The sequence below is a fragment of the Candidatus Merdisoma sp. JLR.KK006 genome, assembly GCF_036941035.1.
GTDB lineage: Bacteria > Bacillota > Clostridia > Lachnospirales > Lachnospiraceae > Laedolimicola.
Genome location: NZ_JAYMNS010000034.1, coordinates 1 through 17,130, shown reverse-complemented (window position 1 = coordinate 17,130; position 17,130 = coordinate 1). Strand labels below are relative to the sequence as shown.

Below are 17,130 nucleotides of genomic sequence, written 5' to 3'. Positions count from 1 at the left end.
CTCATTCGCAGATATATAATAAACGATAATACCGCCAAATCATAGTATAAAAATTTATTATTATACATATGTGGCGGTAATATAAATTTTTAAGTTTACACAAGATGCCAGAAAGCCTTATTTCCCAAACAAATCAGCATGACTTCCCGTTGCAGTAGCCGAGAGAATCAAGGTGTCTTTATAAATTTGATACATAAGCAGCCAATCTGGCTCTATATGACATTCTCTAAAATCTTGCAAATTGCCAGTCAGAGAATGATCTTTGTATTGAGCAGGCAAAGGGTTGCCACTGGCAAGCAAGGAAAGTATATTGACAAGCTTATTCATATCCTTGCCTCTTTTCTTCATAAGTTTTGCGTCTTTCTTCATACGGTTTGTGTAAACAATTTTATACATTGGTTAGTCCTCCAGCATAGACGCCACTGCATCCTCCGCATTTTCAAAAGGCCCGGCAAGATTCCGCTGAAGTCTACTGTCATAAACAGCCTCCTGAAGAGAATAAGGAACTGCATTATGCTGAACAGAAAAAGGTATCCCGCAATTTTCAATAGCCGCATTTAAAAAAATGCGTATTGCTGTTGACGTATCTAACCCTAAACTCGAAAACAGGGCATCCGCCTGCTTTTTAAGTATGTCATCAACACGAATTTGTAATGTAGCCATATTGCACCTCCAATGATTTTATATTGTTATTGTATCACATAAGCAATGTAAGAGCAATGATAATTCAATCACTGTCTTCCTTTCTTATCATATATGCCATTTACATTTATCTAATCTATCTTCCAAACTGAGTTATAAGCTAATTTAGCTATTGCTTTTGTTCTCTTATCTATTTTTTCTTCATTCCATTCATCTAAATTACCATAATGCTCAAGAAACTTTTTTACTGTAAGTAAATTAGATCTTTTTAATCTTATCTTCTTCTCATTAAAAGAGGCATTGCCCATGTTATTATTGATATGTTCTGACAAAAGAAGGATATTCCCAACTCTACTGGTAAATGCATTATTATCTGAATCATTCATTATATGTTCCAAGTTGCACTCTTTAAAGTTGCAAGTCAACTCATTTGTAGCTTGCTCATATTCCTCAATTTCACCATGAATATATCTCATTCTTTTTCTATTATTTGAATTTGAATATTTTTTATTTTTATTTGAAAAACCAATATTAAAAAAAGCTGCCTCGAACTCTGCATACTCTGGATAAAATTTATTCAATTCTAATTTTATTTTATTAAGAATTCGATCTGAATGTTCTAAATATATTTCTCGAGAAAGTTCATGAATTTTTGTATCTATATTATTAGAAGAATTTTTCATAACAAGTGTGTATGCAAAGGAAAAATTCTTTAAATAAATACAAATATTATTCAATTGCCTTTCTGTAAAATATCCCCTTTCATATACATCCATAAGTGACATAAATAATGGACGAAACTGCCGATGGTTTACTAAAGCAAAAAATTTTAAGCATTTCTCTATAACTGCATTATCTGACCTCTCTGGATGATAAAATATAATATAACGCTTACTTGCTTTCAACAATTCATCTAACAAGATATTTACTTCATTCTTACTAGTATTTGCCTTAATAATACGAAAAACTCCTTCATCTTTTGTAGGCTTATAATATCTATAAGTAACAAAGTGAGATAGGAATTGTTCCATGTTTCCATTACATTGACCCATATTTTTTTCAATTTTTGTCCATATTTCTTTTGCCCGGTCAATCGAATATTGTGGTTGTGCATATTTAAAAATAAAATTTTTTAATAGTTCGCTATCTTCAAGATCTACTCCCCTTGCATTTAATATTTCAAAAATATCATAGCAATCCAACTCATCCTCAGATGCTATATGTATAACTTTCATATCCAAAATAACTTCTCTAATTGCAACTATTTCCTCTAGCATTCGGCAATTCTCTGAAAAATAACTATAATAAAAGTATAAACATTGTACTACAAGCTTATTTCCATCACTTTCTTTATTAATCAAACTCTTATCCAGTAGATTATTTTTACTAAGATTTTCTCTATACTCACATGCTTGTGACATAATAAATGAGATATTAACAATGCTCTTATTTCTCAACCTCATAAACTGCGATTGCAAACCAATATTTCCACTTAAATACTGCCCTCGTTTTTCCATGTTCCTCCTGATTTCCAAGCTCATTAAGCCGAATGCAAATCGCTGATAATATTATAAATAATGTTGTTATTCTTTGTTGACCATCTATTATTTCATAAGATGTCTCCTTTTCTTGTAATACAAAGCTACCTAAAAAATGTGAAATATCTTTATTAGAATCCCTTTTTCGATTCATAATGTATTCAATATCCCCTAATAGCTCTTTCCACTGTTTTTCCTCCCAAACATATTTTCTTTGATTTCTTGGTATTATAAATTGAGCATCTCCTGAAAATATTTTTCTTATTTTTTCCTCATGTGCATCAAAACTCATTTTTCTTCCTCCTGTATAGCAAATTATTCTTTTCATTAAGTATATCTATACAAATTTTTTATCTAATTTCTTTTTTTCCTGTCACATACTCATAAATCAATGATTTTTTATAGCTTTCTAAATCTACAAGCAACTCCTCTTTTTTCATAATCAGATTATCAATTTCAGAACATTTTTTATCAAGATATTCTGCAATTTCTTTCTGCTCCTCCAGTAGTGGAAGCAAAACGGGCAATTTTTTTAACAGTTCTTGACTTAATGAAGCCCTTGTCACAAGATTCATTTCTTTTACAAAAAATCTTCTATGTATATCGCTTCTAAAATAATATTTTGAAAATTCAGGAAGCAACTCTTGTTGACTATTTGGCCTAAATCTTATAACAAATCCTGCAAAAACAGCATCTTCAATCGTTTTTAAACATGTTGATGCAAATCCTACTTCCTCAATCGTTTCTGATGTTCTAGTAAAAAACACATCTCCATATTGGACTGAATAAATCTCTCTATCACTCTTGCTAGATTTCACCAGTCCATTTCCTTTATTTAGTAAAGCATAGTTCTTATAAACATCGCCATAACTTATAAAAGGATAGCCCTCTCCAAAATATTCGGATGATTTGCTTATTCCATTTTGACATGTACCCAAAAATCTTATTCTCTTTTCATTCCAATGTATAGGAATCATTCCAAGATACTCATTTTTACTCTTTTTTACTCTCACATTAGGATTCAATCCCTTTGTCACCGCATCAGAAATAATTGCCTGTTTATACTTTTTATAATCATCAATCGTTTCTTTCGTCTTTTCAATAACAGATTCAATTTCTTCTACTTTTTCATCAAGAAAATCAACAATCTTTTTTTGCTCATTTATAGGAGGTATTGAAATAGCAAATAATCCTAAATCATATGATGACAATTCTAAAAATGTTGTTCCTCTTCCCAAAATATTCAATTCTGAATCAGAAATAGCCAAAAAATAATACACAAATTTACTCTCTATGTCACTTTTTTTTACAAGAGATTTGCATCCTTGGCTTGTACACAATGGGATTTTTGCAATTCCTACACTTCCAATCGGTGCCCTATTTGAAACAATTATAGAGTTTGCTGGAACCATATTAGTTCCACAAGAATCATATCCCTCTTTTGTGATAGTTCTTGCAGAAACATTAATATAAACATCATTTGTTTTATAATCAGATGGCGTAATCCAAGGTATATCTCCATTCCAGTAATTACTTTTACTACTATTAGGTGTTGAGCCATTTTTCACTAAGAAATAATCTTTGATCCGACATATGTCCCAGCCATCAGGAATCTCCCCAATCCATTCCACCCCAGAATCTTTCATCTGTCTCGCCATCATTCCCTGCCCCCTTTACCAAACAACTTCTCCAAGGAGGCTATAATCTCCTTTTCATGGCTTTCAATTCTCTCCGCAATCACTTCTGCTGGTTCTGGTGCCTCATATTTATAAAAATATCTTGTAAAAGGAATCTCATAGCCAACCTTTGTTTTGGATCTTTCAATCCATGCTTCCGGATTATACGGCTTTACTTCCCTGTCAAAATAACTATCAATATCTTCCGTCAAGGGAACATTCTCAAAATCCCTTTTTGCAGTATCAGCAACAGGCTGATTCCTTTTCCCCTTCGTTATCCGCTTTCCATCCTCATCATAGGATGGACTGTCAATCTGAATCCTGTTAAAACCAAAATCCTCATTATTGAAAATCTTACTCTCACAAAATTTACCATCTAATTCATAAGATTTGTTTCTAAACTCCCCGTAAGCAGTTACAATGATTTCCCTGCATGCATCCGTAATATCATTCCTTTTGCTTCCAATATTCTTTCTTCTTGACTCAACCATCTTAGATGCATCAATAAGCTGCACCTTTCCCTGTCTCTCCCTTGATTTTTCTTTCGAAATGATCCAGATATAGGTCGTGATACCCGTATTGTAAAATACATCCGTAGACAACTGGACAATCGCATCCAGCCAGTCATTTTCAATGATATATCTTCTGATTTCCGATTCTCCCGAACCTGCCGCCCCGGTGAACAGGGAAGAACCATTATGTATAATCGCCATTCTGCCATCATCTTTCAGCTTTGCAATGCCATTCAGATCAAATAGCATCTGCCCATCACTGATTTTGGGAAGCCCTGCAGAAAATCTCCCTTGATCACCCAGCTTCGCCTCTGCTTCCACGGCAATCCTCTCCACTTTCCACTCAATGCCAAAGGGCGGATTGCTGATAATGTAATCAAATTTATAGTCCTTAAACTTATCATCCGATAAGGTATTTCCCTGTCTCATATTATCGCTGTTTCCGCCACGAATAAGCATATCCGCCTTGGCAATGGCAAAGGTTTCCGGATTTAATTCCTGACCAAATACCCTTACATCTGCCTCCGCATCCAGCTCCAGAAGCCTTTCCGTCATACAAGTCAGCATCTGGCTTGTACCCATGGTCATATCATAGACAGTTTTTGCAACGCCCTCCTGAATCATGGTATCCTTATCTTCCGAAATAAGCAGATCTGTCATAAGATAAATAATATCTCTTGATGTAAAATGTGCCCCTGCCTGCTCATCATAAGACTCTGAAAATCTCCGAACCAAATCTTCAAAAATATACCCCATATCAACCGATGTAATCTTATCTGCTCCCATATATGCCGCCGGCTTATTGAATGCTTCAATAATCAGAAACAGCATCCCATTATTAGCAAGCTTGGTAACCTCTCTGTCAAATTCAAAATTTTCAATAATATCCTGCACATTATCGGAAAATCCATTCATATACTCCCTGAAATTCTTTTCAATATGTGTTGCGTCATCACAAAGATTTTGAAAATCAAATGGGCTGATATTATAGAATTTATATCCGGATGCCGTTTCCAAAAAGCCCTCTATCACTTCCAGATGCTTTACCTTTTCATAAGTATCCCAAACCTCCTGCCTTGTAGGAGCAAGCACATCATTAAACCTTTTAATGACACACATAGGAAGAATCACTTTTCCATACTCATGAGGCTTATAATATTCTCTTATCAAATCAGCAATAGACCAGATAAGATTTGACTTCTCCTGAATATTTGTCGTTGTCTGCTTCTGTAGTGTATTCATAGTCCTTTTCTCCTTAATGTTTCTTTTTTCACAATTCCATAATACTTAAATTCCCATGAAAAAGTCGGTATTCTATATCACTTAAAAACTTCACCCTCAACTCATATAAACATTCATTTTCCTTTCTCCCATATATGTTATCGCATATAATAACTCTTGTAAAGTCAGTTCCTCTTTTAAGCCCGGTTTAAACTATCTTCATCCAGCTAAAAATCAAATAAAAGGAAGCCCTCCAAACATCAAATACTCACGAAAAACGTCACTTTTATCCAACTTTCTATAATTGTAAAACTCCTCAAATGTTAAAGGAAATGTGTTTCTTAGAACCCCCCTGTTCCAGCAGATACCCATAATAAATTTCCTTTAATAACACGGACTTTCCGCATCTTCTAATTCCTGTAATAACTTTTACTATATCTTTATCCCTGTATCTAATTAACTTTTTAAAATATTGCTCTCTTCGAATCAGCATATTTTGTCACCTCTGTTTTATGATAAACGCAAAACTTTTTGTTATCAATAATTTTGCGTTTTATCATTCACAAAATTAATACAAATATGCTTCATATTTTCATGTCTCATAAAAATCCATAAAAAGAAAGACACCCCATCCTCCGGGGCATCTCTCTTTCGCTTTGTTCAAATCCTGCCGCAAATTCCAAGTAGCAGATTAGATCTCCAAATAAGAATCCGCATAAAGATTATTATTCTTAATAATATCACAAGACTTAATGGTCTCCATCAACCGCAGGTCATTGGGGTTAACAATCGCAGATGTCAAACCATTCATCATAGCCATAGCAACCATAGCAGAATCCATAATCGGACGGATGTGCTTAGGCATACCATTGGAATTGTTGGACAGACCGCCGGTGCTCTGCATGCCCATGTCGGAGATCATCTTAATGAACTCCAGAACCTGCATCTGCTTATCCTGCATTCCCTTGATAACCAGGAATAACGGGTCAAACCACATATCCTCTTCTACAGCCATGCCGTGCTCCATACCACGCTCCATCATGGTCTGCATGTACATCATACGCTCGTCATTATCCTTAGCGATACCCTCGCCATTGCAAAGAGCAATAACAATTGCATCATTGGCCGCTGCCAGATCAATGTACTCAATTCTTCCGGCTGCATCCGCAGAGTTTACGATGGGCTTGCCCTTGTCACGCTTGTATACGGAAATACCAGCCTCGATAGCTGCCACATTGGAGGTATCCAGTGCCAGCGGAACATTGTCAAAGTTGCTCTGCAGAAGCTCAACCGCCCACTTCATCAGCTCCGGTCCGTCATTCTCAGCCGGTCCGATATTCACATCCAGATAAGTAGCGCCTGCATCTAACTGCTGCTTTGCACGCTTTAAGATAGGCTCCGGATCTCTCTCTGTAAAAGCCTTGTTTACAGCCGGCGCTGTGGTGGAAAGTCTCTCACCAATGGTAATAAATTTTGCCATAGTTCTTCTCCTTTTTTCGGATTGCCGGCTATCCCAGGACAAATCGGAACAGCCGCAATCCCATTATATTTTCATTAAATTCAGATGATAACCCTAAAGTCCGGAAGCTTCCTTCCAAACCTGGCTATAACAGTTACTTTCAATATACGTTCAGCCACACCGCATGTAAAACCTCACCCACGATGTCCTAAACAATGATCTTAAATCTCGCCGTTTGCCTGCATGTCCTTTAAGAACTTCACAAGCTGAACTGCCTCGTTGGGAGCAACGATTACTTCCCAACCCGGAAGCTTCGCCTCAATGTCACCCTTCAGAACAGCTACCTTACCAGGAATAATCAGCTTTCTGGACTTCACCTTGGGCTCCACGTTCTCAATAATGAACTTGGATACGGAGGTAGAAGAAAGCTTACCGGCCGCCCAAGCGGTCAGTACGGAAAGTCCGCCTGCATCACTGATAATCAGGTTACAGGGAACACCGGAACGCTCCAGCTCGCCGGATACTACAAAGTAGGTCAGAGCAAAGTCAACGGTGGTCAGACATACGGAATTCTCATCTCCGCCATTCAGAGCATAGATGCCCGGCTCAACCTTCATGGGCTTCTGTGGGTCAGTAAATACGTTCTGACGCAGACCGTAAAGAGGAAGTGCCTGTGCATAGTTCATGCTCTCCATAACGATGATGGAACCATACTTAACGGTAAACAAAGAAGCAAGCGCTGCCTGCATAGTAGCATCTCCAGGAGCCAATGCGCCTACATTCACGATAGACGGATAACCAAAGGTACGATCCGTATTCTTCAGTGCCGCACGGCGAATCTGAACTGCATTTGCAAATGCATCCTTAACAGAAGCCGTTCCCACATTCAGAACCAGGTTCTTGTTGCCCAGCTTCTCAATCGCTGCAACGGTATCATAGAGCTCATTGAGATCTGCTCCATGAACGCCCAGAACAACACCGGCCTCCGCAGCCAGCTTGCTCATAGCCTCATAGTTGGAAGCGTCAGCGCCATCCAGAATGGGCTTTGCATCCTTACATACATCCAGAGCTGCTTTCGCAACATCAACATTGGTACAATTAAGTACCAGAGTTTTTCCGCTTTCTGCCGCTTTCTTAACAAACTCCGCATAGCCATCCGGTGTGCAGTCTCCGCAATAATCCAGATACAGCATCTCAACATGCATACGCTCGCCGATACGGTCATAATCAACAACCTTTGCAGCCTCAAGCTTGGCATCCATATTTTCCTCACAGCAGGAAATGGAAACCGCATAGCGGGATTTGCTTACATAGGTCTTCTCATGACGGAAAAGTACGGTCTCGCCGCCCAGTGTATACTCTGCCTCACCTGTTCCAACCTTGATGGTCTTCATAGGCGGTGCCGTAGCCTCTGAAAGAGTTGCCAATGCGTCATCGGACATGTGGGGACACTTGGTAATGTCTACCGCACCCTGAGCCACCTTCATAGCAAATGCCATACAGGTCGGGCTTCCACACTCCTTACAGTTCGTCTTCGGTGTTAATTTAAAAATATCTAAGCCTTTTAATGCCATGGTAATTTCTCCTCCTTCCCTCGATTAAACCAGTTCTTTGATTAATTTCGAAATCGTTGCAACCGATGTGGGATGTTTCAAAATTACCGCATTGGAGCCAGACGCCAATACTGCTGCAGCCGTTTCTACTTCCATATCAATGCCACGCTCTTCCTGGGACCCCCACTCCGGCATGTCAGCCTCGGAAGCCATTGCCTCCTTCACGCTCCATGCTTCCTCAGCAACAGGAGTGATGATAGGCATCTGAAGCTGTGCGTCATTCTGGGACAGGGCCGCCGCCTTGATACGATCCATTGTGGATACCACATACTCAAAGCCGTAGCCTGCTGCTGCGGAACCTACGTTCATTACAACATTGCCCTGGTCCACGCCAAGCTGTCCGATAAGTACATTAAGCTGCTTTGCAAGGTTGATGTCTACGGCAGACTCCGCACCTACCTTCTGGTTGTAAGCCAGCCCTGCAGCGGCGGCTACACCCTTGTAGTTCTCTTCCCTTGCAGACATAATAAGTACGTTCTTTCCCTGAAGAGCCTCTGCAACCTTTGCAAACAGATCCGCATCTTTCTCCACGTTCTTGCATCCCTCGATAACAAGGGGTACTGAGATTGCGTCTCCTACTTCCTTTGCAATGGCAACACAGTCCTCCACGGACTTGTTCTCGCCGTTGGGATCTGCTCCCTCAAAACGAAGTACAACAAAATCTGCCCCTGGCATCTCTTCCGCTTTCTTTGCGATCTCTGCAAAGCTTGTGCATCCGTTGTAGTAGTCCTTGATCCCTGCCACTTCATTTTCCAGACCCATATCTGTAATCATGACTCCAATCTTGGGTGCATTCTCGATTGGCGCATCAAATGTATAGAAAGGTAATACATTCTCTCCGCCAAGCTTTACTGCCTTATCTCCGATACCGAGCTCTACGGTACGGATAGCAGCGTTGAACTTTCCTGATTTTCCATTAAACGGCATTTCTTAGTTACCTCCTTTATCTTTTACACGGCTTTAAGCATAGGGACTTACCTCCCTATGCTTAAAACCTAAATGCTAACACATATTATACTACATCATCGGGTCCATGCCAAGTGCCGGATGTCCTTTTTCTGTTAAGAACTCCAGTAAAGTTTCCGGATCTTCCGCGATGGTCTCGTCACCGATCATATCGGTGAAGTTCTCGATGCCGTAAAGCTCCTTGGCGGACTCGTTGAGACGCTCCGCAACCGTATCCTTCAGCTCCTTGGGCATCCATACGATACGCTCGATGCCGCCCTCGGCTTTCATAAACTTCTTAGAAGCGATGAAGTGCTTTCCGTGTCCCATAAAACCCGGGGTCTGCACTCCGCCGCCCGTCATGGAAGCCAGTTCCGGGAATGTCATTCCAAGAGGAGTCATTCCTGCATACTCACGGTTAGCAATGATAACGCCGTTGGAGAATGGCTCGATACCGCAGATACACTCGAAGCATCCGCAGGAAGTCATGGGATTCTCCATAATGGAGTACAGAGATACGTTCTCCAGTGCTCCCTGGGAGTACATCTTCACAGCTTCATTGACATCCTCGTACTCGCCGGTACGCTCGTCGATGACACGCTCCTTGGTGATAACCTGGCAGGGTCCCTGGGGATCCAGCTCGTTGGTTGCCTTTGCGTCAAGCCATGAAACAGCACCGCACAGGCCCAGACGCTCCGGAGTTACCACGCATACGTGGGATGGGGAGAATGCCTGGCAGAGAATACAGCTGTAGTATACCTCTACGGACTCGTCTGTCAGGGTGCGAAGTCTGTCATCACGCTTGTCAAAGGAGGGAATCGCCAGATTGTGGCGAAGCTCCGTACACTTCTCCGGATCCGTGATCACTTTTACCTGACATTTGTCAACAACTGCGTCAAACTCATTCTTAATCTTAGCGTAGAGCACTTCTCCGATGTGTTTTGCACGGAAGCCCGCCTCAAATGCGGCCTTGCCTACACGCACACGGATCATATCACGCTGTCCGGTATGCATTACACCCTCGATACAGTTTAAGTAGCTATGGAACTTACGCTCAAATACCGGCTCAAAGTCGGACTGCATGTTCCGTCCGGCAACCTCTACGATGTAACCGATGCTGTGCTTGCTGCCCACCTCAAACTCATCCAGATCCGGCCCGATAATCTCGATCTTGTGATCCTCAACCTCGGAAGCCTCCTTGGTCTGTACCAGTTCGAAGCAGTCCACACGGGAACCGTCAAACTCAACCTGCATATCTCCCCGGCGGATAATCTCGCCCTCGAATGCAGAAGCAAATGCAACGGGAATATCAATATCCGTAACCTTAATCTTCACATCTCTTGCCTCAATAGAGGTGGGATTGAATTTCTCAGTGTCTGGCTGAAGAATCAGGCTCTTAGGTACGTTCATGCCTTTCAGGCTCTCCATATCATTGGAGATAACCGGGAAACCGAATGCGATTGCTCCGGCACCGCAGCCTACGGTCAGATCGTCAACGGGAGCAAATGCATTGACAAATGCAAATACACGCTCAAAGGTATATTTCATCAAATTCGGCAGATCGCCCGGTGTAATATTGCCGAAGATCAGAGCCGCACGAAGTGCGATAGAAACTACATGAGCCGCTGTTGTGATATCATTGCCCATCAGGGTTACACGTACATTAAAGCCCGTGTTGTAGCCGGCTTCAATCAGCTGATCGCAGATGCCGCCTACACAGGTAACGAAGTTACCCTGTGCCTGGTAGCTCTTTACCAGTGCTACGGCTTCCTCTACGGAGGGAGCTGCATTGATGATAACCGGTACGCCGGGGATGTCACCTGTTACCAGGGGAACGCCCAGCTCACGGATCATGGCGTCTGTGAAATGTCCTACGTATGGCTCTTCGTAGGGCTGTGCACCGTCCATGTATTTCATGGTCTCGATGATCTCTGCAGCCAGAGCTGTTGCGATACCGGACTGGAACACATTATGTAAACGTTCTTTTCTTGTCATCATTTCCTTGATTCTTCCCTCAAGAGCAGCTTTCACCTCTCCTAAGGTGGTCAGCTTCTCTCCTGTTACCGCATAGTAGCAGGGAAGGCTGTATGCGGTGCTTGGCAGGGATACTGCCGCATCGGCACCATACTTTTCCAATGCTTCTGCAACCGATTTCTCGGCCCAGGCATACATCTCGCCTGAACCGCTGAATACTCTGTCAAATAATGTCACGGTTTTAACCTCCTATGATAAGTTCCGCTTCTGCCCTGCCTGTACACTCTTATTTAGAACAATTTCCGACCGAAATAGCCTCCGTCCATAAATTGTTCTGTGCACTGTCCGGGCTTCGCTGTCTTTTACTTTTCTAATAATTCCTTTATTTTCCGAATCTCCTCCGTCGCCTCCCGGCTGATGTCGTAGGGGGATTTCCCCTGCCGGTCTGCGTCGATGACATCCGTATTGTAATGGATAAAGCCCAGTAAATCCTCCGCCGGTATCTTGGAACGGACAAAATCCTCGTCCTCGGGTCCCCGGACCTTGTTGGCAACCACACGAACCCTCTTCACGCCCAGATCCATCGCCAGACGCTTCACGTTCTTATAGGTCTGTACGCTTCTCGCTCCCGGCTCAATGACTACCACAAACTGATCCACACCCTCGCAGGTGCCCCGCCCCAGGTGTTCCAGGCCGGCCTCCATGTCCATGATGACCACGTCCTTGCTCCGCAGGCTTAAGTAATTGAGAATCCGTTTCAGCATCACATGCTCGGGACAGACACAACCTCCCCCGCCGGTTTCCACGGTTCCCAGGGTCAGAAGTTTGACACCATTGTAGGTTTTGCTGTAGGTATCCGGTATGTCATCCACCTTGGGATTTAAGGTGTAAAAGGTATTGTCGGCCCCTGCTCCGGTACGCTCCTCGATGAGCTTCCGCATCCGGGAAATGGGGATAATGGAATCCAGAATCTCCTCCGGAAATCCCAGTGCCAGGCCCAGATTTGCATCCGGATCCACATCCGCCGCCAGTACGGTCCTGCCCTCTGCCGCACAGAGCCTTGCAAGGGTTGCCGCAAATGTGGTCTTTCCCACGCCGCCCTTACCGGTTATTGCAATCTTCATACGTCTACACTCCTAACTGCTGCTTATCCATGTTTTAAAGATTCAACTAACTCAAACGTTCAGCTGAACTGTTTTCCACTCACTCCAGATTACGTTTCGTAATCTGTCGTTAATGCTCGAAAAATGCCCTTGCAAGCAAGCATTTTTCTTCACATTAGATTCCAAGAGCCGTCCTCTTCTCTTCAATCCGGTCAATCATTGCGTCAACCAGTTTGTCGATATCTTTCTCCACGGTGTAGGAAGCCTCTACCCAATCCTTAATGCCGTGTTTCAGAAGATTATCTACCTCCGTAGAACCGCATACATAGGGATCTACGCCCAGGAACGTGTCAATACCGGTAGCAACAACGTAGTTACCGATGGAAACGGCTTTCTCGGACATCCACTCGGGAGCACAACCCACAACGGGAACCTGGGAAATGTTCCAACCGGAATCCTTGGCAATGTCGGCTGCCAGAATCATCATACGGCTGATATCCACGCAGGAGCCCATATGCAGTACGGGAGGAATGTTTGCCAGCTCGCAAACTCTCTTTAAGCCTGCACCGCAGAGATCCTTTGCATCCTTATTCATCAGACCTGCCTTTGCGGCTGCCTGTGCAGAGCATCCGGAAGCAATGATAATAATATCATTTGCAATCAGCTTCTTCATCAGCTCGATATGAGCAACGTCCGGACGAATCTTCGGGTTGTTGCAGCCTACCATAGCAACGGCACCTCTGAGAACACCGGACTTCACGCACTCTACGAGGGGCTTGGTGGTTCCTGTCTCATCCACATAGGAGTTGGTAACCGTATCCAGAGTTTTCTTGATAGCCTCTACGGAATAGCCAACCGTTGCTTTCTGCTTCATATCCGGAATATAAACCAATTCGGGTTTCCGGTTCTTGAAGTTGTCAATGGCCATCTTTACGATTGCCTTGGCGTTCTCGCCTGCTGTCTCCGCTGTGAAATGCATAAACTCGGAATCGGGCATCTGTGCAATCTTAGAAGTAGTTACGAATTTTGTATGGAAGCACTTGCTTAAGGGTCCCAATGCCGGGAAAATACACTGTACGTCTACGACAATGGCCTCGCAGGCACCTGTCAGTACGACATTTTCCTGCTGCAAGAAGTTACCGGCCATGGGGATTCCCCGACGCATGGCAACCTCGTTGGAGGTACAGCATACACCGGAAATGGTGATGCCCTTTGCACCTACGCTCTTGGCATATGCGATCATCTCAGGATCATCTGCATACTCACAGATCATCTCAGAAAGTGACGGGTCATGTCCGTGAACCACGATATTTACATTCTCTGCCACCATAACGCCCAGGTTTGCCTCGGTGTCAATGGGCTTCGGTGTTCCGAACAGTACGTCTGAGAACTCCGTACCCATCATGGAGCCGCCCCATCCGTCGCAAAGACCGGTACGTAAGGACTGACGAATCAATGCTTCCGGCTTGGAGGAACATCCCATATGGGTCATATGTAAGGAGCTTGCAACCTCACGGTCAATGGCACGAGGAGCAATCTCTTCTCTCTCCCACAGCTCCTGGGTGTGCTGAGGTGCTCTCTTCAAGAAACGCTGATGTCCAAAGGGCTTTCCATACTCCATAAGGCCCTCTACGGCTACCTCATGAGCCAGATCATAGATATCCTTGCCCTCTGTCTCAATGCCCCACTCCTTGGCAATGCGGATCAGCTTCTCCGGATCTTTTACCTTGTAGTTTCCGTCCGGTGCAGTACAGTGCAGGGTGTGGCAGATCTCACGGCCGTGGTCAGAGTGGGTTGCAGCTCCGCCGGCTGTGAACTTCAGATAGTTACGTCCTACGATGCCGTGTACGTCGCATCCGCAGATACCTCTCGGTGCCTTGGGTGTGATACGGCAGGGTCCCATAGAACAGATTCGGCAGCAGACACCCTGCTCACCGAACTTACAGTGGGGGGTCTGGTTCTTCACACGAAGCTGCCAGGAATCGGCACCAACCTTCGCCCCTGTTTCCAACAGTCTGGCTGTTGCGGCTTCAAATTCTTCCACCGTTGTCAATTTAAAGTCTCCCATTATAAACCTCCTAAAAAATTTATGATAAAAATCTGCAAGCTCTTATTCTGCCGTCAGGCAACGGGCCTGCTCTTATCATGTTCCGCATTTGCAGGAATATCTGCTCATTTTTCCGGAGATATTCCTCTGTTCCGATAAACCGGAATTAGATTTCTTCTATGACAAATCTAATTTGCCGATGATGTCATACAGTGCCTTACGCACCGGGGAATCCTCCGGCAGCTTGACGGTAGGCACTCCGTCGCAGTCAAATTCAAAGACCTGCTCATCCTGGGGAACGACACCCAGAAGTGTTAAGCCCTGCTTTTCAATTTCTTCCTTCGTTCCGTCGTTCAGAACACCGCCCGGAGCACGGTTTACGATAAGGCCCACCGTGTTCGGCTTTAATCCGCACTCGGGTATCAGCTTGGCGATACGGCCTACCGCCTGGACGCCTCTTCTGGAGCAGTCGCTGACCAGAATGATGGTGTCAACCTTAGGAAGAATCCCCCGGCTGATATGCTCCATTCCGGCTTCATTGTCCACGACTACGTATTTGTAATTCTGGGCGTACTTGGAAATCTGGGCAGTTAAAAGTCCGTTTACAAAGCAGTAACAGCCTTTGCCCTGGGTATGGCCCATGACCAGAAGATCGTAGTCGTCCTCCTCTACCAGTGCGGAACTGAACTTCATTTCCGCATAATCCTGCTTGGACATCCCCAGAGGAATGGGATTGGTACTGGAGATCTCCGCCTGGGCTATTTCCTCACGAATCTCGCCCAAGGTGGCATCCACCTCTACGCCAAGCACTTCATTTAAGTTGGAATTTGCATCCGCATCTACCGCCAGTACGGGGCCCTGCTTTTTCTGGCACAGGTACTCGATTAAAAGACCTGTCAGGGTTGTCTTACCTACGCCGCCCTTACCGGCTACCGCTATTGTGTGTGCCATGTTTTTTCTCCTATTTTAAGTCCCGTAATATTCCATCCAGTACACGGGTATAAAATCAATTTCCAGTCACAGATGCATGTGCCTGTAAATTGATTTATGCATTGTATGGAATATTACTGTTTTCCAGTTCCGCAATATCCCATCCAGTACGCAGGTATCGGAGATGAATTTCCGGCCGCAAAAATATGTGTCCGTAAATCCATCCGGGTACCGAACGGGACATTGCCGATTTATATGACCGGTCTTAGGCCGGACAGTTCAGCTTTACTACGGAACCGGTCAGATCCACAAAAGAAATGCTTCCCTCTACTATCGTCTCGGCTCCCATGATATCCACCAGGCGAACCTGGCTTCCCTCTACATAAATCTTACTCACATTCTTTAATACAACTTCTTCCGTATCCTTGGTGGTTTTATAAACCGTTGCCAGACACATAAGTACACCTCCTTTCCGGTTTTGCAGCTTTATCTGCTTAACAGTTTTACAAACCGTAAGTCAATTTTCAGCTTGGCTGTGATCCACTTTTACTTGTTGAACTGATAAACAAGAAAAATGCAATCAGGAACAAAACCAGTGCAAAAATTGCTGTGTAATGGGTTCCGTGTGTTCCATTTGACCATGGAGATAATCCCAAACCTGTCAGGATATTATCTCCAAAGCAGAAACCTTGCTTACTCCATGTAAATCCAAACATGAAAGCAAACAACATCAACACAGCCGAAAAAATGCGTACTATCTTTACACTTAAATTGTACCTCAACACAGATTGATTTCCTTTCCAAATCCCAATTTACAGGCTGCGTATAAAAAGTACTTGACTTATTCACCCTTTACGCCACATCCCCGTAAACGGAATCCAACAGCTCTGCAATGCTGCAGAGAAATAAAATGTTCTATTGCGGAGCTTTCACACTGGAAAGAGCCACGCTCAGATACAGATTGCCTTTCTCAAAATTCTCAACTGCCTTTTCAATCTGTGACGCCGCCTCTTCCTTTCCGTCCTTGCGGAACTGCTTCGCAATCTCTGCCAGTTCTGCCGCATGATGCTTGTTGTGATCCAACATATATGCTAAAATTGCTTCCTGCTCATTGGCCGGACGCTCCCCGCCGCATCCTCCGCAACCCTCACAGTTTTCATGGCTATGAGTGTGATCATGCTCCTCCTCATGACCGTGGGCATGCTCGTGTGCATGGGTATGGGTGCAGCCGTCCTTATGGGTATGTTCATGTGTATGACCATGCGTATGTCCATGATCGCCGTCTACGATATGCATTATTGCTCCTCCTATTTAAAGTTCCGTAATATTCAGTTCATGCACCCTTATCTAAATCAATTTCCATCCGCAAGTGCATGCGTCTGTAAATCGATTTGTGCATAAACTGAATGTTACTGTTTCAAGTTCCGTAATATTCACTATATTGTGTTAAATTCATCACAAACTTAGGGT

The 17,130-nt window shown here is 43.5% G+C and carries 15 protein-coding genes; all 15 read right to left on the bottom strand.

Translation table 11 applies throughout. The features are described from left to right. Window positions 1-117: 117 nt before the first annotated feature. The 15 genes from VSQ61_RS19290 to VSQ61_RS19220 all read right to left on the bottom strand — a co-directional run bounded on the left by VSQ61_RS19290 (window position 118) and on the right by VSQ61_RS19220 (window position 16,956). Window positions 118-396 (bottom strand): type II toxin-antitoxin system YafQ family toxin, encoded by a 279-nt coding sequence (locus VSQ61_RS19290; RefSeq protein WP_334346022.1) that lies wholly within the window; start codon window positions 394-396, stop codon window positions 118-120. A gap of 3 nt (window positions 397-399) precedes the next feature. Then, window positions 400-663: a type II toxin-antitoxin system RelB/DinJ family antitoxin gene (locus VSQ61_RS19285; protein WP_334346021.1), complete on the bottom strand. Its 264-nt coding sequence runs from the start codon at window positions 661-663 to the stop codon at window positions 400-402. Between the two features lie 110 nt (window positions 664-773). Continuing rightward, entirely contained in the window at window positions 774-2,159 is a 1,386-nt protein-coding gene (locus tag VSQ61_RS19280; protein WP_334346020.1) for an HNH endonuclease family protein, read from the bottom strand. Then, entirely contained in the window at window positions 2,089-2,472 is a 384-nt protein-coding gene (locus VSQ61_RS19275) for a DUF262 domain-containing protein (RefSeq protein ID WP_334346019.1), read from the bottom strand. The genes VSQ61_RS19280 and VSQ61_RS19275 overlap by 71 nt, the downstream gene beginning before the upstream one ends. Window positions 2,473-2,530: 58 nt before the next feature. Then, window positions 2,531-3,841, bottom strand: coding sequence for a restriction endonuclease subunit S (locus VSQ61_RS19270; RefSeq protein WP_334346018.1), 1,311 nt, complete (start codon window positions 3,839-3,841; stop codon window positions 2,531-2,533). Then, entirely contained in the window at window positions 3,838-5,610 is a 1,773-nt protein-coding gene (locus tag VSQ61_RS19265; RefSeq protein WP_334346017.1) for a type I restriction-modification system subunit M, read from the bottom strand. Before VSQ61_RS19265 ends, VSQ61_RS19270 begins: the two co-directional genes overlap by 4 nt. Window positions 5,611-6,280: 670 nt before the next feature. Then, window positions 6,281-7,069, bottom strand: a complete 789-nt coding sequence (gene acsE / locus VSQ61_RS19260; RefSeq protein WP_334346016.1) for a carbon monoxide dehydrogenase/acetyl-CoA synthase methytransferase subunit — start codon at window positions 7,067-7,069, stop codon at window positions 6,281-6,283. Between the two features lie 200 nt (window positions 7,070-7,269). After that, window positions 7,270-8,622: an acetyl-CoA decarbonylase/synthase complex subunit gamma gene (acsC, locus tag VSQ61_RS19255; RefSeq protein ID WP_334346015.1), complete on the bottom strand. Its 1,353-nt coding sequence runs from the start codon at window positions 8,620-8,622 to the stop codon at window positions 7,270-7,272. Window positions 8,623-8,646: 24 nt separating this feature from the next. Next, window positions 8,647-9,588, bottom strand: coding sequence for an acetyl-CoA decarbonylase/synthase complex subunit delta (gene acsD / locus VSQ61_RS19250; protein WP_334346014.1), 942 nt, complete (start codon window positions 9,586-9,588; stop codon window positions 8,647-8,649). A gap of 90 nt (window positions 9,589-9,678) precedes the next feature. Then, on the bottom strand, window positions 9,679-11,817 hold the full coding sequence (gene acsB / locus VSQ61_RS19245; protein ID WP_334346013.1) for an acetyl-CoA decarbonylase/synthase complex subunit alpha/beta: 2,139 nt from the start codon (window positions 11,815-11,817) through the stop codon (window positions 9,679-9,681). A gap of 125 nt (window positions 11,818-11,942) precedes the next feature. Then, window positions 11,943-12,704: an ATP-binding protein gene (locus VSQ61_RS19240; RefSeq protein ID WP_334346012.1), complete on the bottom strand. Its 762-nt coding sequence runs from the start codon at window positions 12,702-12,704 to the stop codon at window positions 11,943-11,945. Between the two features lie 154 nt (window positions 12,705-12,858). Continuing rightward, a complete protein-coding gene (cooS, locus tag VSQ61_RS19235; RefSeq protein WP_334346011.1) occupies window positions 12,859-14,751 on the bottom strand; it encodes an anaerobic carbon-monoxide dehydrogenase catalytic subunit in 1,893 nt (630 codons plus the stop codon). 156 nt (window positions 14,752-14,907) lie between these two features. Further along, on the bottom strand, window positions 14,908-15,681 hold the full coding sequence (locus VSQ61_RS19230; RefSeq protein WP_334346010.1) for an ATP-binding protein: 774 nt from the start codon (window positions 15,679-15,681) through the stop codon (window positions 14,908-14,910). A 244-nt stretch (window positions 15,682-15,925) separates the two neighbouring features. Further along, the gene (locus VSQ61_RS19225; protein ID WP_334346009.1) at window positions 15,926-16,117 is read right to left on the bottom strand and encodes a CooT family nickel-binding protein; all 192 of its coding nucleotides are present in this window, start codon (window positions 16,115-16,117) and stop codon (window positions 15,926-15,928) included. Window positions 16,118-16,575: 458 nt separating this feature from the next. Then, entirely contained in the window at window positions 16,576-16,956 is a 381-nt protein-coding gene (locus tag VSQ61_RS19220; protein WP_334346008.1) for a DUF8180 domain-containing protein, read from the bottom strand. Window positions 16,957-17,130 lie beyond the last annotated feature (174 nt).